This is a genomic window from Rhizobium sp. 01T437, from assembly GCF_056398505.1.
In genome coordinates this window covers 416,525-440,133 of the sequence record NZ_JBFTPM010000005.1, presented here as the reverse complement: position 1 = coordinate 440,133, position 23,609 = coordinate 416,525, and the positions used below count along the sequence as shown (strand labels likewise).

Genomic DNA, 23,609 nt, shown 5'->3' with positions numbered 1-23,609 from the left:
TGAAGACGGAAGAACCATCCGGCCGCAAGGCAGGCGTGAAGGTGAAATCGGTCGCCGAGCTTGTCGACAAGCTCAAGAACGAAGCCGGCGTACTCTGAGATCTGGAAAGGGAGAACACGATAATGGCCATTCTTCTTCTGGCTGACCACGACAACAGCAGCCTTTCCGATCAGACTGCCAAGGCCCTGACCGCCGCAACGCAGATCGGTGGTGACATCCACATTCTCGTCGCCGGCAAGGGCGCAAAGGCCGCCGCCGACGCGGCTGCCAAGCTTTCCGGCGTCTCCAAGGTGCTGCTCGCCGAAAGCGACGAACTCGCCAACAACCTTGCCGAACCACTCGCCGACCTGATCATTTCGTTGGCTGGCAGCTATGACACGATCGTCGCCGCTGCCACCTCCACCGGCAAGAACGTCATGCCGCGTGTCGCAGCGCTCCTCGATGCCGCCCAGGTCTCCGAAATCATCGAAGTGGTTTCGTCCGACACCTTCAAGCGCCCGATCTATGCCGGCAATGCGATCCAGACGGTGCAGGCGACCGACGCCAAGAAGGTCATCACCGTGCGCACCGCCTCTTTCGCCTCCGCTTCCGAGGGCGGCTCGGCTGCCGTCGACGTAATTCCGGCGGTTTCTGGTCCAGGCCTTTCGAACTTCGTGTCCGACGCACTGTCGGCCTCCGAGCGACCGGAACTGACCTCCGCCAAGATCATCATTTCCGGCGGTCGTGCGCTCGGCTCCGCCGAAAAGTTCAGGGAAGTCATCCTGCCGGTCGCCGATAAACTCGGCGCTGCCGTCGGTGCTTCCCGTGCCGCAGTCGATGCCGGCTACGCCCCGAATGACTGGCAGGTCGGCCAGACCGGCAAGGTCGTCGCCCCGCAGCTCTATATCGCCTGCGGCATCTCCGGCGCCATCCAGCATCTCGCCGGCATGAAGGACTCGAAGGTCATTGTCGCGATCAACAAGGACGAGGAGGCTCCGATCTTCCAGATTGCCGACTATGGACTTGTCGCCGATCTCTTCGATGTCCTGCCGGAGCTCGAAAAAGCCCTTTGATCGGGCAGATTGCCTTCTTTTCGCACTTGCGAATGACTGGAAAATTGTCTTCTATCGGTCTACTACTTTTGCCGGGCGATCTTTCGTCCGGCAATTTCATATAAAAATACCGGCAGCGCGGGGGTGTATGCCGGGCGGGGGTTGGAGATGAGCGCGGTGTTGAAGAATATTGGTATCATCGGTGCGGGCCAGATGGGCTGCGGCATCGCGCATGTTTCGGCCGCCGCAGGATACCAGGTTCACATCTACGATCTGTCGCAGGATCGTATCGAGTCCGGCCTTGCCACCATCAACGGCAATTTTGCGCGTCAGGTGACGAACGGCAAGATGACCGATGAAGAGCGCAGTGCAGCGCTTGCGCACATCACCGGCTCAGCCGATGTCAACGATCTCGCCCCGTCCGATCTTGTAATCGAGGCGGCGACCGAGGATGAAAGTGTCAAGCGCAAGATTTATGCGCAGGTCTGTCCGGTACTGAAGCCGGAAGCGATCCTTGCCACCAACACCTCCTCGCTGTCGATCACACGTCTTGCGTCCGCGACAGACCGCCCCGAGCGCTTCATGGGCATCCATTTCATGAACCCGGTTCCGGTCATGAAGCTCGTGGAGCTGGTGCGCGGCATCGCGACCGAGGAAGCAACCTTCTCTGCCGCCAGGGAATTCGTCGCATCGCTGGAAAAGACCGTCACGGTCGCCGAGGATTTCCCGGCCTTCATCGTCAACCGCATCCTGCTGCCGATGATCAACGAAGCGATCTACACGCTGTACGAAGGTGTCGGCACGGTCGATGCGATCGATACCGCCATGAAGCTCGGCGCCAACCATCCGATGGGACCGCTGCAGCTTGCCGATTTCATCGGCCTCGATACCTGCCTGTCGATCATGCAGGTACTGCATGATGGTCTTGCCGACAGCAAATACCGCCCTTGCCCGCTGCTTGTGAAATATGTCGAAGCCGGCTGGCTCGGCCGCAAATCCGGCCGCGGCTTCTACGATTATCGTGGCGAAACGCCGGTTCCGACCCGCTAAGCAAATCATCGCCTGAAAAGGCGAGTGGAACAAACGTCCTAGAAATGCTTTCCTTGCCGTGAACGGAAGGAAAATGCCATGTCGAGCGAATTGCCGATGTTCCTGCTGCAGTGCGGCGTCCTGATCGGACTTGCAGGCGTCTTCCTCATTCGCGGCGCCGGCGACTCCTGACGGCCGCTCTTACGAACCCACCGCACCTTTGATCAGCGCCTTGGCATCCTCGCTGTCCCAGGCAGCCGGGCCATTCATGGCTGAGATCAGGCAGCCCTTGTCATCGAGCAGGAGCGTCACCGGAAGACCGAAGGCCAGGCCCTCCTTCTTCAGGCTGTTGAAAACACCGATCGTGTTGTCACGGTAGAGCTGCAAAGCATCCACACCGATTTCGTTGAGAAACGCCTTCGGCTTCTCATCGTCACCAGTATCGATATTGACCGGCACGACCTGGAACTTGTCGCTGCCCATCTCTTTCTCCAGCGCGTTCAGCGCCGGCATCTCCTCGCGGCAGGGCACGCACCATGTGGCCCAGAGATTGAGAAGCACGGTCTTGCCGGAGAAATGATCGAGCGTCATCGGCTTGCCGTCAGGGCCGTTGAAGGCGACGGTTTCAAGCTTCTTCGGTTGGTTGGCGGCAACCATCGCGGCGACCTGCCCCTTCATGAGCGGCGTCAGGTTGGCGGCGCGCTCCTTCGTCAGCGGGCACTCGGCCGAAGCCGTATCACTGACGCCATTGCCAATGCCCGTCTCCTTCACGTATACCGCTGCCGCACCGGCAACAACGCCTGCGACGGCGGCGATTGCGATCAGTTTAACGGACGGCAGGCCGAAGGGTTTTTTCGTCGTCATTTCATTCTCCAGGACGGGCATCTTCCATGGCCGAGGACAACACGGACACCAAATCCTCCAACCAGATGTGGGGCGGACGTTTCGCCTCCGGCCCCGATGCGATCATGGAGGAGATAAATGCCTCGATCGGTTTCGACAAGAAGCTGTTTGCCCAGGATATCCGTGGATCGATCGCCCACGCCACGATGCTCGCCCATCAGGGCATCATTTCTGCGGACGATAAGGACAAGATCGTTCACGGGCTAAACACGATCCTGTCAGAAATCGAAAGCGGCAATTTCGAATTCTCCCGCCAGCTTGAAGACATTCACATGAATGTCGAGGCCAGGCTTGCGACCCTGATCGGCCCGGCCGCCGGCCGTCTGCATACCGCCCGCTCGCGCAATGACCAGGTAGCGCTCGATTTCCGCCTCTGGGTGAAGGAAGAGCTGCAGAAGACCGAGGCCATACTGACGAACCTGATCGCAGCCTTCCTCGATCGCGCCGAGGAACATGCAGACAGTGTCATGCCCGGCTTCACGCATCTGCAGACCGCCCAGCCGGTCACCTTCGGCCACCATTGCATGGCCTATGTGGAAATGTTCGGCCGCGACCGCTCGCGCGTTCGCCATGCAATCGAACATCTCGATGAAAGCCCGATCGGCGCCGCAGCCCTTGCCGGCACCGGCTATCCGATCGACCGCCACATGACGGCAAAGGCCCTCGGATTCCGCGAGCCGACCCGCAACTCGATCGACACGGTTTCCGACCGCGACTTCGCCATCGAATTCCTGGCGATTGCCGCGATCTGCTCCGTGCATCTCTCGCGCCTTGCCGAAGAAATCGTCATCTGGTCGACGCCGCAATTCGGCTTCGTGCGCCTCTCCGATGCCTTCTCTACCGGCTCCTCCATCATGCCGCAGAAGAAGAACCCGGATGCGGCCGAACTGGTGCGCGCCAAGACCGGTCGTATCAACGGCTCGCTGATCGCGCTCCTGACGATCATGAAGGGCCTGCCGCTCGCCTATTCCAAGGACATGCAGGAAGACAAGGAACAGGTCTTCGACGCCGCCGAAAGCCTGGAACTGGCGATTGCCGCCATGACCGGCATGGTGCGCGACATGACCATCAACACTGTCAGAATGAAAGCAGCCGCCGGATCCGGTTATTCGACCGCGACGGATCTCGCCGACTGGCTGGTGCGCGAGGCAGGCCTTCCCTTCCGCGACGCCCACCATGTCACCGGCCGTGCTGTCGCACTTGCCGAAAGCAAGGGCTGCGATCTCTCGGAGCTTCCGCTCGCCGATCTGCAGACAATCAATCCCGCCATCACCGACAGGGTTTATGACGTGCTGACGGTCGAAGCTTCGGTCGCCAGCCGCAAAAGCTTCGGCGGCACAGCACCTTCGGAAGTCAGGAAGCAGATCGCCTATTGGCGCGCTCGCAATTAAGGCATTTCCGGGCGAAATGGAGACCGTTCGCCGCCCGGAAATGCACACAGGCCGAAGCTTCAACAATCGGGGTGCACAAGGCTGATAAACTTCGCTATGAAGATGCCAGCCAGTGCCCCGCGCCCGATATGAGGATATTTATGCAGATGAGCTTGCCGCATTTCATCCGCCTTACGGTGGTTTTTGCCGTCATCGGCCTTGCCGTTGCCGGATGCGGCCGCAAGGGCGACCTCGATCCGCCGAGCGCCAACGCGACGAAGGGTGGCGATGTTTCCAAGCCGACGAAACAGCCTGGCACCGCCGATAAGCCCTTCATTCTCGATCCCCTTCTCTAAGGCCCGGCTACCGTGAACCATTTCGAGTACCGCGACGGCATTCTCTACGCCGAGAACGTTCCCGTTCCCGAGATCGCCAAGGCGGTCGGCACGCCCTTCTACGTCTATTCCACAGCAACGCTCGAGCGCCACTACCGGGTCTTCTCCGAGGCTTTCGGCGATGTCGATTCCATGGTCTGCTACGCGATGAAGGCCAATTCGAACCAGGCCGTGCTGAAGACGCTCGGCCGGCTCGGCGCCGGCATCGACGTGGTTTCCGAAGGCGAGTTGCGCCGCGCGCTTGCCGCTGGAATTCCCGCCAATCGCATCATGTTCTCCGGCGTCGGCAAGACACCGAATGAGATGGATTACGCACTCGAAGCCGGCATCTACTGCTTCAACGTCGAATCCGAACCGGAACTCGAAGTCCTCAACCAGCGTGCCGTGCGCGCCGGCAAGAAGGCGCCCGTCTCCTTCCGCATCAATCCCGATGTCGATGCCCGCACCCATGCGAAGATTTCGACCGGCAAGAAGGAAAACAAGTTCGGCATCTCTTGGGAGCGCGCCCGCGCCATCTATGCCCGCGCCGCCAGCCTGCCCGGCATAGAAGTAACCGGCATCGACATGCATATCGGCAGCCAGATCACCGAGCTGCAGCCCTTCGACGACGCCTTCAAGCTGCTGCACGATCTGGTCAACACGCTGCGCGCCGATGGCCATAACATCCACCACGTCGATATCGGCGGCGGTCTCGGCATTCCCTACAAGGACGACAACAACCCGCCGCCCCTGCCGGAAGCCTATGCCGCGATCGTCAAGAACCAGCTTCGCGCTCTGAACTGCAAGATCATTACCGAGCCTGGCCGCCTGATCGTCGGTAATGCCGGTATCCTCGTGACCGAAGTCCTCTATGTGAAGGATGGCGGCGAGAAGACCTTTGTGATCGTCGACGGCGCGATGAACGACCTCATCCGCCCGACACTCTATGAGGCCTATCATGAGATCCGCCCCGTGGTGATTTCGGCCGCCAACGCGCCGCGCATCCGCGCCGATGTCGTCGGCCCCGTCTGCGAGACCGGCGATTACCTCGCGCTCGACCGGGAAATGGCGACCCCGAAGCCGGGCGACCTCCTGGCCGTCAGCACGGCCGGCGCCTATGGCGCGGTCCAGGCTGGCACCTATAACAGCCGCCTTCTGGTGCCTGAAGTACTGGTCAAGGGTGACGAATTCCATGTGGTTCGTCCTCGCCGCACTTATTCGGAGCTGATCGGTCTCGATTCCGTTCCGGCCTGGCTGGACTAAAAGTCGCAATCACTTTTTGGCGACCGCACGCGAAAAACCGGTATTGACGGGTGCTCGCCCTCGCCTTCGCCACAAAGAGTGTTATCCTTTTCTTTCGTGAGCGTATTGCCCAGCAATCGCCGGAAGCGCCCTCTGTTCCCTGAACACCAGATCGCGGAGACCGGATTGATGACAAGCCCCGCAAGGCAGAAGAAAGGCGCATTCGCGCTTCAACCCTCTCTTGCGCGGCTGGTGGCGGCAAAACGTTTCCTGGCCCGGATCGTGCTTTTTGCCGAGCAGGTCCTTCCGTTGCTGGTACGCCCCCTCTCCGTCATCGCGATTTATCTCTCGGTCTCCTGGTTCGGCTTCTTCCGCTTTGCACCGGACTGGCTGCGCGTCCTCCTGCTGATCGCCTTTGCCGCCGGCTTCCTTGTTTCTCTGCTGCCGTTCCGCAATCTTCGCTGGCCACAGGTTGTCGAAGCCGACCGCATGCTGGAAGAGCGTAACGGCCTGCCGCATCAGCCAGTCATGGTGCAGGAGGATGAGCCCGCCTTCGATACGCCCTTCTCCCGCGCCCTGTGGCGTGAACACCAGACGCGTATGGCGCGGAAGATCGCGACATTGGACGCCGGCCTGCCGCGACCCGATATCGCCCGGCACGACCGCTTCGCGTTGCGTGCGATTCCGGCGCTGCTTGTTGTCACTGCCTTCGGTTATTCGCTGTCCATCAACGGCGGTTCCGTCGCCGATGCATTTCAGCCTGCACCCGCACAGGTTACGAGCAATCCGGCCGTGCGTGTCGACGCATGGGTGACCCCGCCCTCCTATACCGGCCGCGCGCCGATCTATCTGACGGCCGATGGCAGTGAACAGGCGCCGATCGGTGTTCCACAGTTTTCCAGCCTGACGGTGCGCGTCAGCGGCGGCCAATCGGCCGAGAAGGTGCTGTTCAGGAAGGCCAATGGCGAAAGCCAGGAAATCGCTGTTCAGGAAGACACCCGACCGCAGCAGCCGGCCACAAATGCCGATGTCCAACAGGCTTCGGGCGCTCCAGTCGCACCTCAGTTGATGGCGCAGACACACATCATGAAGCTCGAGGAGAATGGCGCACTGCAGGCTAACGGCCGCACCTGGAATTTCGACGTGCTGCCCGACAAGGCGCCGGAAATCGCCTTTGACGGTATGCCGCGCCGCGCCGTCAACGGCGCGCTGGAAATCGGCTTTACGGTGAAGGACGATTACGGCGTGCAGGAGGCTCATGCCGAGATCGTGCCGGTCGAATCCGATCCGGCCGCAACACCGCTCTATCCGCTGCCGGAATTCCGGCTGGACATTCCCCGCCGCAATGCGCGTGACGGTAAGGGCCTGACGAGCAAGAACCTGACCGAACATCCGCTGGCCGGCAAACGCGTGCGCATCACCCTCGTCGCCAAGGATGCCGCCGGGCAGACGGGCCGCAGCCCGCCCTATGAGATGATCATGCCGTCGCGTCCGTTCAGCGAGCCACTGGCTGCGGCCGTCGCCGAAGAGCGCCAGACCTTCGCTCTCGATACCCGCAAGATGCCCGAGGCGATCGCGCTCAACGAAGCCTTGACGATCCGTCCCGAGGAGACGATCCCGAACACCACCCATTATCTGCTCATCGAGTCCGCGCTGACCCGCATGAAGCTCGCCAAGGGTGATGAACAGCTCAAGGATACAGCCCAATATCTCTGGGACATCGCCCTCGGCATCGAGGAAGGTGATCTTTCGCTGGCCGAACGGCGACTGCGCGACGCCCAGCAGAACCTTGCCGATGCGCTGAACCGCAATGCTCCGGACGCCGAAATCAAGAAATTGATGGATGAGCTGCGCAAGGCGATGCAGGATTATATGAACGAGCTCGCCCAGCGCCTGCAGAACATGCCGATGCAGCCGAACCAGAATGCCCAGAATTTCCTGCGCCAGCAGGATCTCCAGCGCATGATGGACCAGATCGAAAACCTCGCACGCTCCGGCAATCGCGATGCCGCCCAGCAGATGCTCTCCGACCTGCAACGGCTGATGAACAACCTGCAGACGGCCCGCCCGCAGCGCGGCCAGCAGCAGGAAAACAGCCAGCTGACACAGCAGATGAACAAGCTCGGCCAGATCTTGCGCGACCAGCAGAAGCTGATGGAGGAGACTTTCCGCCTCGACCAGCAGCTTCGCGACCGCATGCAGCGTGGCGATCCCAACATGGACGACATGATGCCGGGGGAGGAAGGCCAGCAGCAACAACAGCAGGGCCAGCAGGAACAGCAAGGCCAGCAGCCCAGCGACCAGATGACGGCCGAGCAACTGCGCGAAGCGTTAAAGCAGCTCCGCGGCCAGCAGGACGCGCTCGGCAAGCAGTTGCAGGAACTGCAGAAGAGCCTTGGCGATATGGGTATGAAGCCGGGCGAAGGCTTTGGTCAGGCACAGCGCGAAATGGAAGGTGCCGGCCGTGACCTCGGCCAGGGCAACGGCAGCAGCGCCGTGGAAGGCCAGGGCCGGGCTCTCGAAGCCCTGCGCCAGGGCGCACGTGACATGATGAGCCAGATGATGCAGGCCCAACAGGGTCAACAAGGACAGCAGGGCCCGAACGGCCAGCTCGGCCAGGGCAACCAGAACGGCCGCGATCCGCTCGGCCGCCCGCGCCAGACCGACCTCGGGCCGGATATGAACAACGATGTGAAGATACCCGACGAGATCGACGTTCAGCGCGCCCGAGAGATTCTGGACGCTATCCGCGAAAAGCTCGGCAACAATCCGACCCAGGCGATCGAGCGTCAATATCTCGAGCGACTGCTGGATATTCAGTGATATCAAGAGGATACAGGGCAGTTGGCGTGCCTTTGTGGCACGCCGCGCCATAGAATATTAGGCCACCAGCGCCCGCGCTACGGCCTTGCGGATGTCCGGCAAGGCGAACGGCTTCGGTACGACATCAATAATCTTTTCAGCGAGGTCGTCGGCCCGTTCGCGCTGTTCGGCATAGCCCGTCATCAGCAGGATTTTCAGCGCCGGAAAGGCGTCCTTCGCCTGATGCGCCAGTTCGATGCCGTCCATGACCGGCATACGGATATCTGAAAGCAGCAGGTCGTAGCTGCCGCCCTTCAGCTTTTCCAGCCCTTCCGCCCCATCGGCGGCTTCATCGGTCTCATGACCGTCAAGGCGTAGTGCCCGGGCTACGAAAGTACGAAGGGAATCCTCGTCTTCCGTGATCAGAATTTTTGCCATCTGTGCATTGCTCCGTCGTCATGCCCCGCGACGGAGATCGCACGCCGTTCCTTTGCGATCGGTAAACACGCCAGGCGGATCGACGGAATGGTTAACAAGCCGTCTTGAAGCAGGACGCCTTATGCGTCGCCGGTAACCACGCCGACGAAGGGCAGCTCGCGGAAAGCATAGGCGACGTCCATGCCGTAGCCGACGACAAAATAGTCGGGGCATTCGAAGCCGACATAGTCCGCTTCCAGCTCTTCCTTGCGCTTGACGCGCTTGTCGAGCAGCACGGCGATCGTCACGTTGCGCGCGCCGCGCTCATAGAGCAATTCCTTGGCAAACAGCAGCGTACGGCCAGATTCGAGAATGTCGTCAATCAGCAGGACATCGCGGTCCTTCACGTCGCTATCGATATCCTTGACGATGCGCACGCCCTGCGAAACCGTGCCCGCGCCATAGCTCGAGAGCGTGATGAATTCAACCTCGGGAGCAAGGCCGGTATCATGCAAAGCGCGCAGCAGGTCGGCCGCAAAAATAAAGGAGCCCTTGAGCACGGCGATAACCAGCAGGTCCTTCGTCGGGCCGGCGGCGATATCCTGCGCCATGGAATGATTGCGCTCGGCGATCTGCTCGGCAGTGAAGAGCGGCTCGATGTTTTTTCCGCGCACGACAGGCATAAAGGCTTGCTCCGTAAAATGAAGGGTAAGCCGTTAGCACATTAATTCCGGTGAAACACCCCGGAGAGACAGGTTTTTCCCATCGATCAACCCAAAAACGCACCTCGGCGCTCAAGGCATGAACGAAAGCCGGACCTCCGGCACCTTGCCGCCGGCATGCTGCACGCGGGCTGAAAAGCCGCGGCTCTGGCCGGTATAAATGGCATCCGTCGGCGGTGCGATGACGATGCTGGCGGTCAATCGCTCGTCGGCGACGAGATCGGCGCGGATCGGCTTGACCTGTTGTGTCACGCCGCTTTCATTCTCGATGATGCCGTTGATCAGCAGGATGCGCATGCCATTGGCGTCGCGCGGGGTAATCGTCACATGCGAGAAGTGGAGCGTGGTAGCTGGCGACGCTCCACTCTTCGAAAGACCGGAAAATCCGCCGGCAAGCCCGAAGACCAGCACGAAGAGCGAGATCACCAGTGCAGCAAAGCCCCGAAGCGACGCCTGTTGCAGCCAGACCTCCATGCCACGCAAGACCGCAGCAGCAGTGGCAATCAGGACCGGAGGCTGCGTCTTGGGCGGAACGCTACGACGACGATTGTCGTTTTGGGTTGCGTCGCGGGCACTGGCAGATGCACCTTGCGGCCGCACCTTGCCGACGACCACGAATTCGGCATCGGCAACGTCATCCCTGCGCGGCATGCGACGGGGTTGGCGGATAACCCGCTCCGGCGGAAGAAAATCATAGGCCCGGCCGGCGGCCGGTCGTCTGAAGGAGGATGCTTCCATGGTGGCGACCTCTCGGATGTCCACATGGTTTCGCTGCCCAAGACAATCTTGGCATTGAAACGAATCCAGCCCAGTCGTAAATTTCAATGGTTAATGCTTCGCAAAGATCGCCATCAAACGGGCGTCTTTCCGGCAAAATTTACCCGCTGTTAACGGTGTTGGTTAACAAGTCATGCGGTGAAACCACGAAAGACTGAGCTACCCCGTTGATCCACTTCGAGAATGTCGGTTTGCGATATGGTATGGGCCCGGAAATTCTCCGGGACCTGACTTTCGACATCCCGAAAAAGTCCTTCCAGTTTCTGACTGGCCCGTCCGGCGCCGGCAAGACCACGCTGCTGCGCCTGCTCTTCATGTCGCTGCAGCCGACCCGCGGCCTGATCCGCATGTTCGGGCGCGACATATCCGAAATCCCTCGTCCTGAGCTGCCGCTGCTGCGCCGCCGCGTCGGCATCGTCTTTCAGGATTTTCGTCTCCTCGATCATCTGACGACCTATGAGAATGTGGCCCTGCCGCTTCGCGTGCGCGGCAAGGATGAAAGCACCTACAAGACCGATGTGCTGGAACTTTTGAAATGGGTCGGGCTCGGCGAACGCATCAACGTACTACCGCCGGTGCTCTCGGGCGGCGAGAAACAGCGTGCCGCAATCGCCCGCGCGCTGATGGACCGGCCGGAAGTGCTGCTCGCCGACGAGCCTACCGGCAATGTCGATCCGCCGATGGCCAAACGCCTTCTGAACCTCTTCATGGAACTCAACCGTCTGGGCACCGCGGTGGTGATCGCCACCCACGATCTCTCGCTGATGGACCAGGTGGAAGCCCGCCGCATGATCCTCTCGGAAGGGCATCTCGATATTTATGACTAAAACGCCCACCAGGACCCGCGCAAAGGCGCCAGCCGCTGCCCCTTCCCAGCAGCCCAAGCGGCCGGAGATGCGCGTGCGCCCCACGGCACCGATCCTGCCGCCATCAAACATTCAGGGCAATGCGCTGATGGTTGTCATCGCCATCATGGCCTTCCTCGCCTGCCTGACGCTCGGCGGCGTCAGCATGGTTCGCTCGACGGCAGCGAGCTGGGAAAGCCAGATTTCCCGCGAAGTCACCATTCAGATCAAGCCGGACGACAATCTGGACATGGAAAAGGCCCTCGTTCAGGCCCGCGATATCGCGCTGACCTTCGTCGGCACAAAGAGTGGTCAGATCGTCGACGAAGCCGCCACCGCACGCCTTCTGGAGCCATGGCTCGGCAGCGGCCTGGACATCAAGGAACTTCCCGTGCCGCGCCTCGTCATCGTCACCATTGACGAGAGCCATCCACCCGACTTTGCGGCAATGCGGGACCTTCTGAAGGAAAGCATTCCGCAGGCCTTCCTTGATGACCACCGTACCTGGGTCGATCGGCTGGTTGCGATGGCCCGGACGACGGTCATGATCGGCACCGRCATCCTGCTGCTCGTTTTCGCCGCCATGGTGCTGACGGTGGTCTTTGCCACGCGCGGCGTGCTCTCGGGCAACCGCCACATCGTCGAAGTGTTGCATTTTGTCGGCGCCGAGAGCTCGTTCGTCGCAACGGAATTCCAGAAGCATTTCCTGAAAATCAGCCTCAAGGGTTCGGCGATCGGCAGCGCACTGGCCGCCCTCTTTTTCGCCGGCGCCGGCTTCTTGCAAAGCAAGACGATCGCCACGCCCGAGACCGATCAGGCAACGGCCCTCTTCGGCACTTTTTCGGTTGGCGCCCTCGGCTATCTCGGCATCTTCGCGACGATGATCGTGATCGCACTGCTGACGACGCTGACGGCGCGGCTCACCGTCATGCGCACGATCTATGAAATCGATACATTGCGTTCCGATCCGACGCGTGCGGACGGCATCGTGAATTGATCGCAGCCATGCCGTTTTGCCATGAAAGCGTCTGTTCCGCGCCGCAATCAGCGTATAATCACGATTCATGACGATGGGCCATACGACACGCAATCCGATTCGCCCAGACCCGGAGCAGGAACGCCCCGAGAACGTCTTGCCGCGGCGCGGCCCAATCCGTCGCGTCTTACGCTGGATGGGTTTTTCCTGCGTGTTGATCGCCGCGCTGGTCTTCGGCGGCTTTTTACGCTTTGCAGATTCGGTGACGACCCTGAAGCCACCTGCCGAGCCGCGGGCCGACGCAATCATCGTACTGACCGGCGGCTACCAGCGTATCGATCAGGCCGTCGAACTCCTGCAGAAAGGCGCCGGCAAGCGGCTGCTGATCTCTGGTGCGCATCCCTCCACCACGCCGACGCAGATCCGCAGGATGACTCAAGGGTCCGCCGATCTCTTTTCCTGCTGTGTCGACATCGGCTATGACGCGCTCGATACGATCGGCAACGCCGAGGAAGCCTCGAACTGGATTCATGCAAAGGGCTATAAGAGCATCCTCGTCGTCACCAACAACTACCACATGCCGCGCAGCCTCGCCGAACTCTCCTATGTCGACCCTGACATCGAGTTCATTCCCTATCCCGTCGTCAATTCCGATCTGAAGACACGCGATTGGTTCACCGATCCGAACGCCTTGCGCGTCATGCTGGCCGAGTATGCCAAGGTGCTGCTGGCAAGCGGGCGCAACATCGTCGGCCTGCGCCATACCGGCCTGCGTTCCGCCAGCCTGGCCGATCAGAACTGAGGCTTTTACGCACTTCGGCAATCAGACGCTTTTTCTGACAGGCAATATCGTGTAGGCCGGTCGGCGTGACCGTGCTTCGGGAAAGTTTCATGATCGCCCTGCGTTCCGTTCTGTTCAACACGATCTTCTATGCCAACCTCATCATCAGGATGATCGTGCTCTCTCCCTTCTACTTCATCGCGCCGCGCAAGCTCGCCTACAACGTCCCCAAGAACTGGGCGCGCTCGAACCACTGGCTGATGCGGGTGATCGTCGGCACCACTTTCGAGATCGAGGGCCTGGAGAACCTGCCTGACGGCAGCTACATCATTTCACCGAAGCATCAGTCCTTCTGGGACACTTATGCGCTGCTGCCCAACCTCAAGGACCCGGTCTATATCCTCAAGCGCGAGCTGATGTGGATCCCGCTTTTCGGCTGGTACGCCAAGAGGCAGCGAATGATCCCGGTCGATCGCGGCGCGCGCGGCAAGGTGATGGTGGAGGTGCTGAAGCGCACCAAGGAAGAGCTCGCCACCGGCCGCCAGCTCATCATCTATCCCGAGGGCACGCGACGCCCACCGGGTGCCGAGCCAATGTACAAATATGGCATCGCCCGCATGTATCGCGACCTGCAGCTCCCGGTCGTACCCATCGTCATGCATCCCGGCCTGTTCTGGCCGCGCCGCAGCACCATGCGTTATCCCGGTCATTTCAAGGTACAGATCCTGCCGCCCATCATGCCCGGCATGGATCCCGACGCCTTCTTCGCCCATCTGATCGACGTGACGGAAAGCGCCAGCGATCAGCTTCTGATCGACACGGTCGAACACAACCCGCATGTGCCGCTGCCGCCGACGGCGGTAGAACGGCTGGCCGAGTTGCGCAAGGCAACGGCCGCGACGGCTTGAAGCAATTCCAGCAAAAGCGTGCAGCGGTTTGCGTCGGAATTTCATGAAACAAAGAGATTGATCCTTTCCGGGAAAGGATCTAAGCCGCGGCACGCAGCCGCGTGACTTCCTCGACCACCTGTTCCAGCCACTGGTCCCGAATGCCCATCTCCTTCAAATGCGCGAGCGTATTAAAGACATAGGCATCGTTCGGGCCTGACTGGCCGACAGAGACATTGACGATCCTTGCGGCGGCAAACGCATCCAGCGCGCCAGCATATTGCTCATGGGCGCGATCGACCACATAGGCGACCGCCCGCGCATTGCGACCATCCGGAAGCTGCAGCGGCAGATGCCGTTCCAGATAAACGTTTGTCACGAGTTCGCGGGCGCGTAGATAATCGACCACCTCGTCCCATTTCTCTGGCGCTACGCGAAAAGCCATGCCGCGACAGGCGCCGCCTCTGTCGAGGCCGAGAACAAGGCCGGGATTTTCGCGGCTGCCGCGATGCACGAAAGAACGGACGCAGAGCGAGCGCCGGTAGCCATAAACCAATGCCTGCGACCGCTCGACGAATTCGAAGCCCGGATTCCACATCAACGAGCCGTAGCCAAATACCCAAAATTCGTCCATATCGCACGCCAGATCAAAATCAGATTTCGTTTTCACCATTGGAGAACATCATGGCAGCGTCAAGCCAATCCGGCAGCGGCCAATACAGCAGCAGGAAATTCTGGTTGCTCGGCGGCGCTGTCCTTCTGGTGATCGCTCTCTATACAGGCGGCTGGTTCTATGCGGCCTCTGCGTTGAAACAGACCGTTCTGACCGCAATCGCTCCCCGTGCCGAAGTGGGCGTGAGCGGCGAGTGCTCCGATATTGAATTCCGCGGCTTTCCTTTCCGCATCGGACTTTTCTGCTCCAAGGTGGATGTGGACGATAATGTGAACGGCATCTCCGCCACCTTCGGCGCACTTCGCTCCGCCGCCCAGGTCTATGCCCCCGGCCATATCGTTTGGGAACTCGACTCCCCGGCAGAAATCCGCACCGCGCAGGGCCTGACCGTCAATGCCCAATGGGACAATCTGCAATCGAGCCTCGTCACCAAGGCGCAGGGCATCGACCGTACCTCGACCGTCATCGACGGGTTGAAGGCCGTGACCATCTCCTCCTTTACCGGGCAGACTGTCAATTTCGATGCCGCCCGCACCGAGATCCACCTGCGGCAGAATGGAGCGGATCTTGACGGCGCAATCTCGGTCGAAAACGCCAATGCGATCGTCAAGGACTGGCCGCAGGTCTTCCCGAAATTCTCCGCCAGCGCCGACCTGACGCTGATTGGCAAGGCCGGAATGATTGACGGCACCGACGAACAAGGCATCCACGGCTCTCAGGGCGAGCTTCGCCGCATCGTCGCCGATATCGGCGATGGCAAGGTGATGACCATTTCCGGCCCCTTCGCCTTCGACGAACAGGGCTTCCTCTCGGGCAAGTTCAAGCTGGAGATCGAGCAGCTCGGCCCCTGGGGCAAGAGCATCAAGGAGGCCTTCCCCGATATCGCCTCGACGGTCGATACCGCAACCAAGCTGTTGAAGGCGCTTGCCGGCGGCGGCGACAAGGTTTCGGTCGATCTGGTCGTCGATCACGGCAATGCGACAGTGAGCGGCTTCATCCCGCTCGGCAAGATCCCGCCGGTTTAATCGAGTTTTTTAAGGAAGAAGACTTCCGGCACCGTCTGGATGCCGGGCAGTTCGATCGACCCGGTTTCAGAAAAGCCGTTGCGGCGATGCCAATCCTGCGGACGGCTTTCATCACACTCGCTCGAAGTCATCAAAAGACGCGCACCGCTCGCGCGCATCTCCGTTTCCCAGGCGAGAAACAGCGCCGTGCCGACACCGGACCGGCGATGGCCATCCAGCACCCGGATCATTTCCATATAGGGAATCCTGCCCCAGAAGCGTGAGAAGCGCAGGAAGCCGACAATCTCGCCGTGCTCACGGGCGATCAGATATTCGCCGAGATCGATGCAGCGCGAAATCCACGCCTCGCCGACATGATGATCTTCGCGAAGCAGCCATTCCTTGTCCGACTGCCCCGGCTTCGCGATCTCGATCATGACTATTTCTTTTCCAGCGGATGTGGGCGGCCGAAGTCCGGCGCATCCACATCCTGGCCAGCCTGGACGATCGAGCGGCGGATGGCACGGGTGCGGGTGAAGAGTTCGAAAATCTTGTCGCCCTCGCCCCAGCGGATCGCCCGCTGCAGATAGGCGAGATCTTCCGAGAAACGCGCCAGCATTTCCAGGATCGCGTCACGATTGTGCAGGCAGACGTCGCGCCACATCGTCGGATCTGATGCAGCAAGACGGGTGAAATCGCGGAAGCCGGAGGCGGAATATTTGATGACTTCCGATTCCGTCACTGTCTCGAGATCGTCGGCCGTGCCGACGATATTGTAGGCTATGAGATGCGGCAGATGGGAGACGATGGCGAGCACCTTGTCGTGATGCTGGGCGTCCATCTCGTCGACTCGGGAGCCAAGTGCTTCCCAAAAACTGCGCAGCGTCTTCAGCGCTGTCGGGTCAGTTCCTTCGAGCGGCGTCAAGATACACCAGCGTCCCTGAAACAGGCCGGGGAAGCCTGCATCCGGGCCGGATTTTTCCGTGCCCGCGATCGGATGGCCGGCAATGAAATGCACATGATCAGGCATGTGCGGCTGCATCTGCGCGATCACGGACGCTTTGGTGGAGCCGACATCGGTGACGATCGCGCCGGGTTTCAGGCTGCTGGCGATCTCTTTCGCGACACTTTCGGAGGCGCCGACCGGCACCGAAACAATCACGAGATCGGCATCCTTTACCGCCTCTGCCGACGAGGTCGTATATCTATCGCCGAGCTGCAGCTCTTCGGCACGCTTCAGCGTCTCGGCACTGCGTGTGGCGACGACGACTTCGTTGGCAAGGCCCAGACGCTTGATGTCATGGGCAAGCGAAGAGCCAATCAGGCCGATACCGATCAGGGTGATGCGATTGAACCGCGCTGTCATGCCTTGCGTCCCATGAATTCGCCAAGCGCCTCGATGACGCCGTGATTGGCCTCTTCCGGACCGACGCTCATCCGCAGCGAGTTGGGAAAGCCGTAGCCGCGCACCGCGCGCAGGATATAGCCGCGGCTCGTCAGGAACTCATCGGCATCCGCCGCCCGCTTGCCGTCGATATCGGGAAAATGGATGAGAACGAAGTTGGTGACCGATGGCGTAACCTCCAGGCCGATGACCTCGAATGCGCTCGTCAGCTTCTCGATCCACATCTGGTTGAAAAACACAACATCCTGAATGAAGGACTGGTCGCGGATCGCGGCAGCGCCCGCGGCAATTGCCGGAGCATTCATGTTGAACGGCCCACGCACGCGGTTCAGGGCGTCGATGATGTCGACCGGCGCATACATCCAGCCGACACGCAACGCCGCAAGGCCATAGACCTTCGAGAAGGTACGGGTCATGACGACGTTGGCGTTAGACGAGACCACCTCGATACCGGCTTCATAGTCGTTGCGGCGAACATATTCCGCATAGGCTGCATCGAGCACGAGGATGACATGCTGCGGTAGGGCGGCCTGCAGGCGGCGAATCTCGCTGACGGGAATATAGGTGCCGGTCGGGTTGCCGGGATTGGCAATGAAGACGATCTTCGTCTTGGCTGTCACCGCAGCAAGGATCGCATCGACATCGACAGTGTGGTTCTTTTCCTTGACCACGACAGGCGTCGCACCCGCGCCCATGATCTGGATCTTATAAACGAGGAAGCCGTGCTCGGTGATGATGCCCTCGTCGCCGGCGCCGAGATAGACGTGGCAGAGCAGGCCGAGCAGTTCGTCGGAACCGTTGCCGCACAGGATGTTTGCCGGGTTGAGGCCGTGCACTGAAGCGATCGCCTCGCGCAGCTCGCGCGCTTGACCGTCCGGATAACGCTCGAGATTGCCTGCGGCCGCCTTGAATGCTTCGATCGCCTTGGGGCTCGCGCCAAGCGGCGTCTCGTTGGAGGAGAGCTTGTAGACGCGGGCCACACCCGGTGCATGCTCCTTGCCCGGCACATAGGCTGCAATATCCAGAATACCGGGACGCGGAACGGGCTTGCTCATCTCAACACTCATGGATCGACCTTGGAAATTGCCGGAAAGCCAGCGAAAGATTTGAGTGCAATTAAAGCGGAATGGCGATTTTGTCGAGTGCTGCAGCGCTTAGCGGCTGCGTGTGGTCGGCACACCATGCGGCGCAAGGACCGGTACAAAAACGCGGCGTGAAGCACGCGCGGCAACCGGCAGGCCTTGATAGAGCCGCTTCTGCGCCTCGACGATAATGACGCCGGAAAAAGCCGGCCAGAGCGTGCGGCCGATCCGCTCGAAGCCGCGGCGCAGGCGCAGCACCGCACGCAGTTTCGACGGCGGGAAGAACAGCGCCTCGGCCGTCGCGCCCGGCGTGAAGTTGGTCTCGCGCAGCAGATGGGTCAGCTGGCCGCGCGAATAGGGCCGGCCGGAGCCGAAGGGCGTATGCTCCATGCGCGCCCAGACACCACGGCGGTTCGGTACGACGATAACGAGGCGTCCGCCCGGCGCCAGCACCCGCCAGAGCTCCTTCAGCGTCTCGCGCGGACTTTCGGCAAATTCCAGCGAATGCACCATCAGCACCCGGTCGATTGAGGAATCCGGCAGCGGCAATTCCTCGTCAAAGATCAATGCGGTGGAAGAAAGCGAACCGACAGGCCAGTTCACAGCCCCTTGTCCCGCGGGCATGAAAGCGAAGGTGCGTTCCGTATCGGCCTGGAACCGGTCAAGGAAGGGCACGGAATAACCAATGCCCACAAGCCGCTCCTGCGGCAGGCGCACCCAGAGCGACGACAACGCCATGGCAATCGACTGCTCGGCCATGTGTCCAAGCTCGGAATGATAGAATTGACGAAGGTCGACGATATCGGCGTGCATTAAGACAAATGTTATCAGTGACCGGTTGGACTTCAAGGCCGGAACCTCTACATTCCCGGTCAGTACGAGGGATAAGGGACTATTTGAGCGATGAAACCTTTGGAATTAGAAGTTTTTCTCTGCCGCAGCGACAATTTCGGTGTTCTCGTGCATGACCCGGAAACCGGGCAGACCGCCTCGATCGATGCGCCTGATGCAGCAGCGGTGGAAGCTGCTGCTGTGCGCTGTGGCTGGAACATCACCCATATCTTCACGACCCATCACCATATCGACCACGTGGAAGGTAACCTGGCGCTGAAGGAACAGTACGGCCTGGAAATTATCGGCCCGGTCAACGAAGCGGTGGCGATTCCCGGCCTCGACAAGACAGTGGGCGACGGCGACAGCTTCCTCTTCGGCGATCATACGGTCAACGTCATCGAAACGCCCGGCCATACTGCCGGCCACATCTGCTATCACTTTGCCGACGACAAGCTGCTCTTCGCTGCTGATACGCTCTTTGCGCTCGGCTGCGGCCGCCTCTTCGAACGCCCCGCCGCCGACATGTGGCATTCGCTGCAGAAGCTTGCTGTTCTTCCCGATGAGACCGCCGTCTATTTCGGCCACGAATATACGCTCTCCAACGCCCGTTTTGCGGTTACGATCGATCCCGGCAATGAGCGCCTGAAGAGCCGCGCGGCGGAGATCGAGTCACTGCGGGCCGACGGCAAGTTCACCATTCCGACGACGCTGGCGCTCGAAAAGGAAACCAACCCCTTCCTGCGCGCGGCCGATCCCGCCGTCCGCCGCAATCTGCTGATGGAAGGCAAGACCAATGAAGAGGTCTTCGCCGAAATCCGCAAGCGCAAGGACAATTTCTAGGACATGGCCGGGAGAGAACTCACCACCGAAGAGATCATCCGCGAGCTTAGCATGCAGCCGCACCCCGAAGGCGGCTGGTATGCACAGACCTTCCGCGACATCAATGGCGGCGAACGTGGCCATTCGACGGCGATCTATTATCTGCTCGCGAGGGGAGAGCGCTCGCACTGGCACCGTGTCCATGATGCGGCAGAGGTCTGGCATTACTATGCCGGCGCGCCGCTCGCACTGCACCGCTCCGGAGACGGTCGCCACAGCGAGACGCTGAAGCTCGGCACGGATATTGCCGGCGGTGAGCGGCCGCAGGCCATCATCCCTGCCAATTGGTGGCAATCGGCCGAGACGCTCGGCGACTATACGCTGGTCGGCTGCACGGTGGCGCCCGGCTTTGAATTTTCCAAATTCGAGATGGCGCCGCCGGACTGGAAGCCCGGTATTATCTAGGCCTGCTCCGCCGCGGCCGGCTGCATCTGTGGCTTGCGGCGGAACATCTCTTGTGCCGCAAGCACAGCGCCGCCCGTGATCAGCAGGCAGGCAAGCGCGATGCGCCAGCTCGGCTCGGCAATACCAAAAATAGTCAGGATGAGCGTCGACAGCAGCGGTGCGGCGTAACTTGCGGCACCAAGGATCTGGATGTCGCCGTTCTTGACCCCATGATCCCAGGCATAGAAAGCAGCTCCCACCGGAAAGAGACCGAGGCCAACCACCGCAAGCCATTCGAAGCTCGTGTCCGGCCAGACCGTTGGCTCTAGTCCCAGGTGGCAGAGCAGCGAAAGCACTGATGTTGCAAGGCAGAAGCCGGTGACGACATCGGTGGAGACGGCATCAAAACGTCGCGTCAGCAGCGAATAACCGGACCATGTGAAGGCGCAGAGGAAGGCCGCCCCGTAGCCGACGGCATAGGCGCCGTCGAAATCGATGCCATTGCGCCCGACGATCATGAAGGTGCCGCCCAGACCGGCCAGAGCCCCGACGATGTGGTACCAGCGTAGCCTCTCGCCCGGCAGCAGTGCCGAACCGACGACGATCAGCAACGGCCAGAGATAGGCAATCAATCCCGCCTCGACAGCGGGCGCGTTTCTCAGCGCCGTGAAATAGAGGAAATGGTAGCCGAACAGGCCCGCAATGCCCGTGATCCAGACCTTTGCCGGCTGCTTCAGGAGCGTGATCCGCGACGGGTTGAGGATGAGCACGAGAATGCCGGGAATGCTACCGATGGCAAAGCAGATGGCCGAAAGCTGGAACGGCGGCATCTTGCCGGAGGCAGCTGTAAAGAGCGCCAGGAACGACCACATCAGAATGGCCGTAAAACCGATCGACGTTGCCCGAAGCTTCACTTGGTCCCCCTCGCGGAGACTTACGAAGGCTCCGTCAGCTGTTCACGCTGCTGTACTTCACAGCCGTGATCGTCACCGTCCCGTATTCCGTGGGAATGCGGACATAGACCGGAGCATATACATTTGCCGCCGCCGCCTTGGCAAACCAGATTTCCATGCGGTTGCTCTTGCTGAGGTAGACGAGATCCTTGCGGCCCTTCTTGTAGCCGGAGCGCGGAATGAAGCGCACGCCGCAGACGGTCGCCTTGCCTTTGAACCCATCTGTCGAGAAATCCTCATCGCCTTTCGGTGAAAGCACGAGGTCCATGCGCGTCTCGCCGTCGAAGATCGGCAGCTTCTGCGAGCAGACATCGGTATCGCCGGTGAAGATGAGCCCAGAAATCGGATCGAGCACAGAGCGCATATCGCCCTGCGTTACCGGAATCCATTCCTTCGGCCGGCGCGGCTCCGGTGTCGTAGTGGCCGAAACGATATTGCCGTTGCGGTAGCTGACCTCATAGGTGCGAACCTTTTTGCCGGTCTTGTAATAGAGGACATATTTTGCCGCCTGCAGCCGGTCGTCGCGTACCACCCCGGTAACGCTGGTCTTTGCCAGGATGTCGGTGACGAGATCGGCAAGCCCGGCCGATTTGATGTCGCCGTCGATTTTGTAGCTGTGATCGTCTTCGATCTTGGTGAGAAAGGCAGCCCGGGCGATCGTCAGGCCGGCAAGGGCTACCTTGTACTCCGTGCGGTGCTGTACTTCGCTCGCACCGGCCGGCAAGGCCAGAAGCGCCGCGAATGCCGAAACTAAAATCCGTCTGCCCAGATGAGCCATGGTGAGAGCCTTGTCTTGCCGGGCTGCTTGCGCCCTTGCACTGCGGTCTATACTCCTGCCGCATTGCGAAGAAAACAGCAGCTTTTTGACAGAATTGCGGGAAAGGCCAAGGTTTGGCTTGACGCGCGCGGCCTGCCTGACTATAGAACCGCAACTTTCCAATCATGGCCTGATGGATTGCGCAGCCGGTTGTTGCCGGATTGTCATTCAATGGCCCGAGAAAAACAAGAAATAGGTGTTCCATGTCCCGCATGTGCGAATTGACCGGCAAGGCAGTCCTGACTGGTAACAATGTCAGCCATGCCAACAACAAGACCAAGCGCCGGTTCCTCCCGAACCTGTGCCAGGTTACGCTGATCTCCGACGCGCTCGGCCAGCGTTACCGTCTTCGCGTTTCGGCTGCTGCTCTTCGTTCCGTCGAGCATCGTGGCGGCCTCGATGCCTTCCTGCTGAAGGCTAACGAAGGCGAACTTTCGATGCGCGCTCGCCTGCTGCGTCGCCAGATCGTCAAGAAGACCGCCGAAGCAGCAGTTGCTGCTGCTGCCTAAGCTCGGCCTCAGTCTTTCAAAAGCTTCAAAAGGCTTGCACGGATAATATCCGGACAAGCCTTTTGCTTGTTGGCCTGGCCTTGTTCCAGGCTGAAATCTCACTCGAACTGGTGGCATCACCCAGGATAAAAAAATGCTGACGACCCGCTCTACCCTTATCTATGTCGCGCTGATGACGCTCGTCGTCGTCGCCTCCAACTTCCTCGTCCAGTTTCCGCTGAACGCGACGGTTGCCGGCATCAATCTCGCCGACATTCTCACCTGGGGCGCCTTCTCCTATCCGATCGCCTTCCTGATCACCGATCTGACAAACCGCCAGTTCGGCCCGCAGGCTGCGCGCAAGGTGGTTTTCGCCGGCTTTGTCGTTGGTGTCGCTCTTTCCTTCTTCACCTCGGTTCCGCGTATCGCGATCGCTTCCGGCTCGGCCTATCTCGCCGGCCAGCTTCTCGATATCGCCGTCTTCAACCGCCTGCGTCGTCAAGCCTGGTGGCGCGCACCGCTCGTCGGCTCGCTCATCGGTTCGGCGCTGGACACGGTGATGTTCTTCTCGCTGTCCTTCGCCGCCTTCTTCGTCTTCCTCGGCCCGAACGAACCCTTCGCGCTGGAAAACGCACCGATCTTCGGCGTCCTCTCCACGGAAGCTCCGCGCTGGATCTCCTGGGCACTCGGTGATTTCTCGGTGAAGATGCTTGTCGGCCTGGTGATGCTGCTGCCCTATGGCGCACTCATGAACGTGCTGCGCCCGATGCAGTCCGCTGCGGCACGGTAAATACCGTCCCACAATCCGCCCTCGGATCGGAATCTTCGCATTCCCCACCTTTCGCCTGGATGGCGATCATTTCTGGTCGAGCGACCCAGGAAAACGCTCTGATCATGAATGCTGGACGGGCTGGCTGCAGACCTTACTGCAGCC

Annotated in this window: 26 protein-coding genes and 1 pseudogene; 16 read left to right on the top strand and 11 right to left on the bottom strand. The window is 60.6% G+C overall.

The window, feature by feature from the left end; translation table 11 throughout:
* From AC1DM5_RS13020 to AC1DM5_RS13010, 3 genes and pseudogenes are all read left to right on the top strand, one after another.
* A pseudogene (locus AC1DM5_RS13020) lies at positions 1 to 98 on the top strand (electron transfer flavoprotein subunit beta/FixA family protein); the annotation flags it as partial.
* Positions 99 to 122: 24 nt separating this feature from the next.
* A complete protein-coding gene (locus AC1DM5_RS13015; RefSeq protein ID WP_477822275.1) occupies positions 123 to 1,052 on the top strand; it encodes an electron transfer flavoprotein subunit alpha/FixB family protein in 930 nt (309 codons plus the stop codon).
* Between the two features lie 147 nt (positions 1,053 to 1,199).
* Positions 1,200 to 2,081, top strand: coding sequence for a 3-hydroxybutyryl-CoA dehydrogenase (locus AC1DM5_RS13010; RefSeq protein WP_477822274.1), 882 nt, complete (start codon positions 1,200 to 1,202; stop codon positions 2,079 to 2,081).
* A gap of 180 nt (positions 2,082 to 2,261) precedes the next feature.
* Here AC1DM5_RS13010 and tlpA read toward each other — a convergent pair whose 3' ends face one another.
* Positions 2,262 to 2,924 (bottom strand): thiol:disulfide interchange protein TlpA, encoded by a 663-nt coding sequence (gene tlpA, locus AC1DM5_RS13005; RefSeq protein WP_477822273.1) that lies wholly within the window; start codon positions 2,922 to 2,924, stop codon positions 2,262 to 2,264.
* A gap of 26 nt (positions 2,925 to 2,950) precedes the next feature.
* Between tlpA and argH the strand changes: the two genes are divergently transcribed.
* From argH to AC1DM5_RS12985, 4 genes are all read left to right on the top strand, one after another.
* Positions 2,951 to 4,354 (top strand): argininosuccinate lyase, encoded by a 1,404-nt coding sequence (gene argH / locus AC1DM5_RS13000; RefSeq protein WP_477822272.1) that lies wholly within the window; start codon positions 2,951 to 2,953, stop codon positions 4,352 to 4,354.
* Positions 4,355 to 4,494: 140 nt separating this feature from the next.
* Entirely contained in the window at positions 4,495 to 4,689 is a 195-nt protein-coding gene (lptM, locus tag AC1DM5_RS12995) for an LPS translocon maturation chaperone LptM (protein WP_477975089.1), read from the top strand.
* 12 nt (positions 4,690 to 4,701) lie between these two features.
* Complete coding sequence (lysA, locus tag AC1DM5_RS12990) at positions 4,702 to 5,970, top strand: diaminopimelate decarboxylase (RefSeq protein WP_477822270.1); 1,269 nt, start codon at positions 4,702 to 4,704, stop codon at positions 5,968 to 5,970.
* Positions 5,971 to 6,138: 168 nt separating this feature from the next.
* Entirely contained in the window at positions 6,139 to 8,772 is a 2,634-nt protein-coding gene (locus tag AC1DM5_RS12985) for a TIGR02302 family protein (RefSeq protein ID WP_477822269.1), read from the top strand.
* Between the two features lie 57 nt (positions 8,773 to 8,829).
* Here the strand turns inward: AC1DM5_RS12985 and AC1DM5_RS12980 are convergent, their stop codons facing one another.
* The 3 genes from AC1DM5_RS12980 to AC1DM5_RS12970 form a co-directional block, all read right to left on the bottom strand.
* Positions 8,830 to 9,189: a response regulator gene (locus AC1DM5_RS12980; RefSeq protein ID WP_112545534.1), complete on the bottom strand. Its 360-nt coding sequence runs from the start codon at positions 9,187 to 9,189 to the stop codon at positions 8,830 to 8,832.
* Positions 9,190 to 9,308: 119 nt separating this feature from the next.
* The gene (hpt, locus tag AC1DM5_RS12975; RefSeq protein WP_477822268.1) at positions 9,309 to 9,851 is read right to left on the bottom strand and encodes a hypoxanthine phosphoribosyltransferase; all 543 of its coding nucleotides are present in this window, start codon (positions 9,849 to 9,851) and stop codon (positions 9,309 to 9,311) included.
* 111 nt (positions 9,852 to 9,962) lie between these two features.
* Positions 9,963 to 10,628, bottom strand: a complete 666-nt coding sequence (locus AC1DM5_RS12970; protein WP_477822279.1) for a hypothetical protein — start codon at positions 10,626 to 10,628, stop codon at positions 9,963 to 9,965.
* A gap of 206 nt (positions 10,629 to 10,834) precedes the next feature.
* On the opposite strand from AC1DM5_RS12970, the gene ftsE reads away from it, so the two are divergent.
* The 4 genes from ftsE to AC1DM5_RS12950 all read left to right on the top strand — a co-directional run bounded on the left by ftsE (position 10,835) and on the right by AC1DM5_RS12950 (position 14,177).
* Positions 10,835 to 11,494, top strand: a complete 660-nt coding sequence (gene ftsE, locus AC1DM5_RS12965; protein WP_007825071.1) for a cell division ATP-binding protein FtsE — start codon at positions 10,835 to 10,837, stop codon at positions 11,492 to 11,494.
* Between the two features lie 67 nt (positions 11,495 to 11,561).
* Entirely contained in the window at positions 11,562 to 12,509 is a 948-nt protein-coding gene (locus AC1DM5_RS12960; protein WP_477975087.1) for a cell division protein FtsX, read from the top strand.
* A gap of 67 nt (positions 12,510 to 12,576) precedes the next feature.
* Entirely contained in the window at positions 12,577 to 13,290 is a 714-nt protein-coding gene (locus tag AC1DM5_RS12955; protein WP_477822266.1) for a YdcF family protein, read from the top strand.
* An 89-nt stretch (positions 13,291 to 13,379) separates the two neighbouring features.
* Positions 13,380 to 14,177 carry a lysophospholipid acyltransferase family protein gene (locus AC1DM5_RS12950; protein ID WP_477822265.1) on the top strand — a complete coding sequence of 266 codons (798 nt, stop codon included), beginning with the start codon at positions 13,380 to 13,382 and terminating at the stop codon, positions 14,175 to 14,177.
* A 79-nt stretch (positions 14,178 to 14,256) separates the two neighbouring features.
* Here the strand turns inward: AC1DM5_RS12950 and AC1DM5_RS12945 are convergent, their stop codons facing one another.
* On the bottom strand, positions 14,257 to 14,790 hold the full coding sequence (locus tag AC1DM5_RS12945) for a gamma-glutamylcyclotransferase (RefSeq protein WP_310384860.1): 534 nt from the start codon (positions 14,788 to 14,790) through the stop codon (positions 14,257 to 14,259).
* Between the two features lie 50 nt (positions 14,791 to 14,840).
* On the opposite strand from AC1DM5_RS12945, the gene AC1DM5_RS12940 reads away from it, so the two are divergent.
* A complete protein-coding gene (locus AC1DM5_RS12940; protein ID WP_477822264.1) occupies positions 14,841 to 15,854 on the top strand; it encodes a DUF2125 domain-containing protein in 1,014 nt (337 codons plus the stop codon).
* On the opposite strand, the gene AC1DM5_RS12935 is transcribed toward AC1DM5_RS12940, so the two are convergent.
* The 4 genes from AC1DM5_RS12935 to AC1DM5_RS12920 form a co-directional block, all read right to left on the bottom strand.
* On the bottom strand, positions 15,851 to 16,270 hold the full coding sequence (locus AC1DM5_RS12935) for a GNAT family N-acetyltransferase (protein ID WP_477822263.1): 420 nt from the start codon (positions 16,268 to 16,270) through the stop codon (positions 15,851 to 15,853). The two genes, AC1DM5_RS12940 and AC1DM5_RS12935, sit on opposite strands and share 4 nt — an antisense overlap.
* 2 nt (positions 16,271 to 16,272) lie before the next feature.
* Positions 16,273 to 17,217 (bottom strand): prephenate/arogenate dehydrogenase family protein, encoded by a 945-nt coding sequence (locus AC1DM5_RS12930; protein ID WP_477822278.1) that lies wholly within the window; start codon positions 17,215 to 17,217, stop codon positions 16,273 to 16,275.
* Positions 17,196 to 18,293 carry a histidinol-phosphate transaminase gene (gene hisC, locus AC1DM5_RS12925; RefSeq protein WP_477822262.1) on the bottom strand — a complete coding sequence of 366 codons (1,098 nt, stop codon included), beginning with the start codon at positions 18,291 to 18,293 and terminating at the stop codon, positions 17,196 to 17,198. Before hisC ends, AC1DM5_RS12930 begins: the two co-directional genes overlap by 22 nt.
* Before the next feature lie 99 nt (positions 18,294 to 18,392).
* Positions 18,393 to 19,169: a class I SAM-dependent methyltransferase gene (locus tag AC1DM5_RS12920; RefSeq protein ID WP_113319703.1), complete on the bottom strand. Its 777-nt coding sequence runs from the start codon at positions 19,167 to 19,169 to the stop codon at positions 18,393 to 18,395.
* A 54-nt stretch (positions 19,170 to 19,223) separates the two neighbouring features.
* Here AC1DM5_RS12920 and gloB point away from each other — a divergent pair, with 54 nt between their 5' ends.
* Both gloB and AC1DM5_RS12910 read left to right on the top strand, forming a co-directional pair.
* Positions 19,224 to 19,994, top strand: a complete 771-nt coding sequence (gloB, locus tag AC1DM5_RS12915; RefSeq protein WP_477975085.1) for a hydroxyacylglutathione hydrolase — start codon at positions 19,224 to 19,226, stop codon at positions 19,992 to 19,994.
* 3 nt (positions 19,995 to 19,997) lie between these two features.
* Positions 19,998 to 20,438 (top strand): cupin domain-containing protein, encoded by a 441-nt coding sequence (locus AC1DM5_RS12910; RefSeq protein ID WP_007822202.1) that lies wholly within the window; start codon positions 19,998 to 20,000, stop codon positions 20,436 to 20,438.
* On the opposite strand, the gene yddG is transcribed toward AC1DM5_RS12910, so the two are convergent.
* Both yddG and AC1DM5_RS12900 read right to left on the bottom strand, forming a co-directional pair.
* Positions 20,435 to 21,331: an aromatic amino acid exporter YddG gene (yddG, locus tag AC1DM5_RS12905; protein ID WP_477822260.1), complete on the bottom strand. Its 897-nt coding sequence runs from the start codon at positions 21,329 to 21,331 to the stop codon at positions 20,435 to 20,437. The genes AC1DM5_RS12910 and yddG overlap by 4 nt on opposite strands.
* Before the next feature lie 34 nt (positions 21,332 to 21,365).
* Positions 21,366 to 22,148, bottom strand: a complete 783-nt coding sequence (locus AC1DM5_RS12900; RefSeq protein ID WP_113319706.1) for a DUF3108 domain-containing protein — start codon at positions 22,146 to 22,148, stop codon at positions 21,366 to 21,368.
* A gap of 242 nt (positions 22,149 to 22,390) precedes the next feature.
* Here AC1DM5_RS12900 and rpmB point away from each other — a divergent pair, with 242 nt between their 5' ends.
* Complete coding sequence (gene rpmB, locus AC1DM5_RS12895) at positions 22,391 to 22,696, top strand: 50S ribosomal protein L28 (RefSeq protein ID WP_113319707.1); 306 nt, start codon at positions 22,391 to 22,393, stop codon at positions 22,694 to 22,696.
* A gap of 133 nt (positions 22,697 to 22,829) precedes the next feature.
* Complete coding sequence (locus AC1DM5_RS12890) at positions 22,830 to 23,465, top strand: VUT family protein (protein ID WP_477822259.1); 636 nt, start codon at positions 22,830 to 22,832, stop codon at positions 23,463 to 23,465.
* Positions 23,466 to 23,609 lie beyond the last annotated feature (144 nt).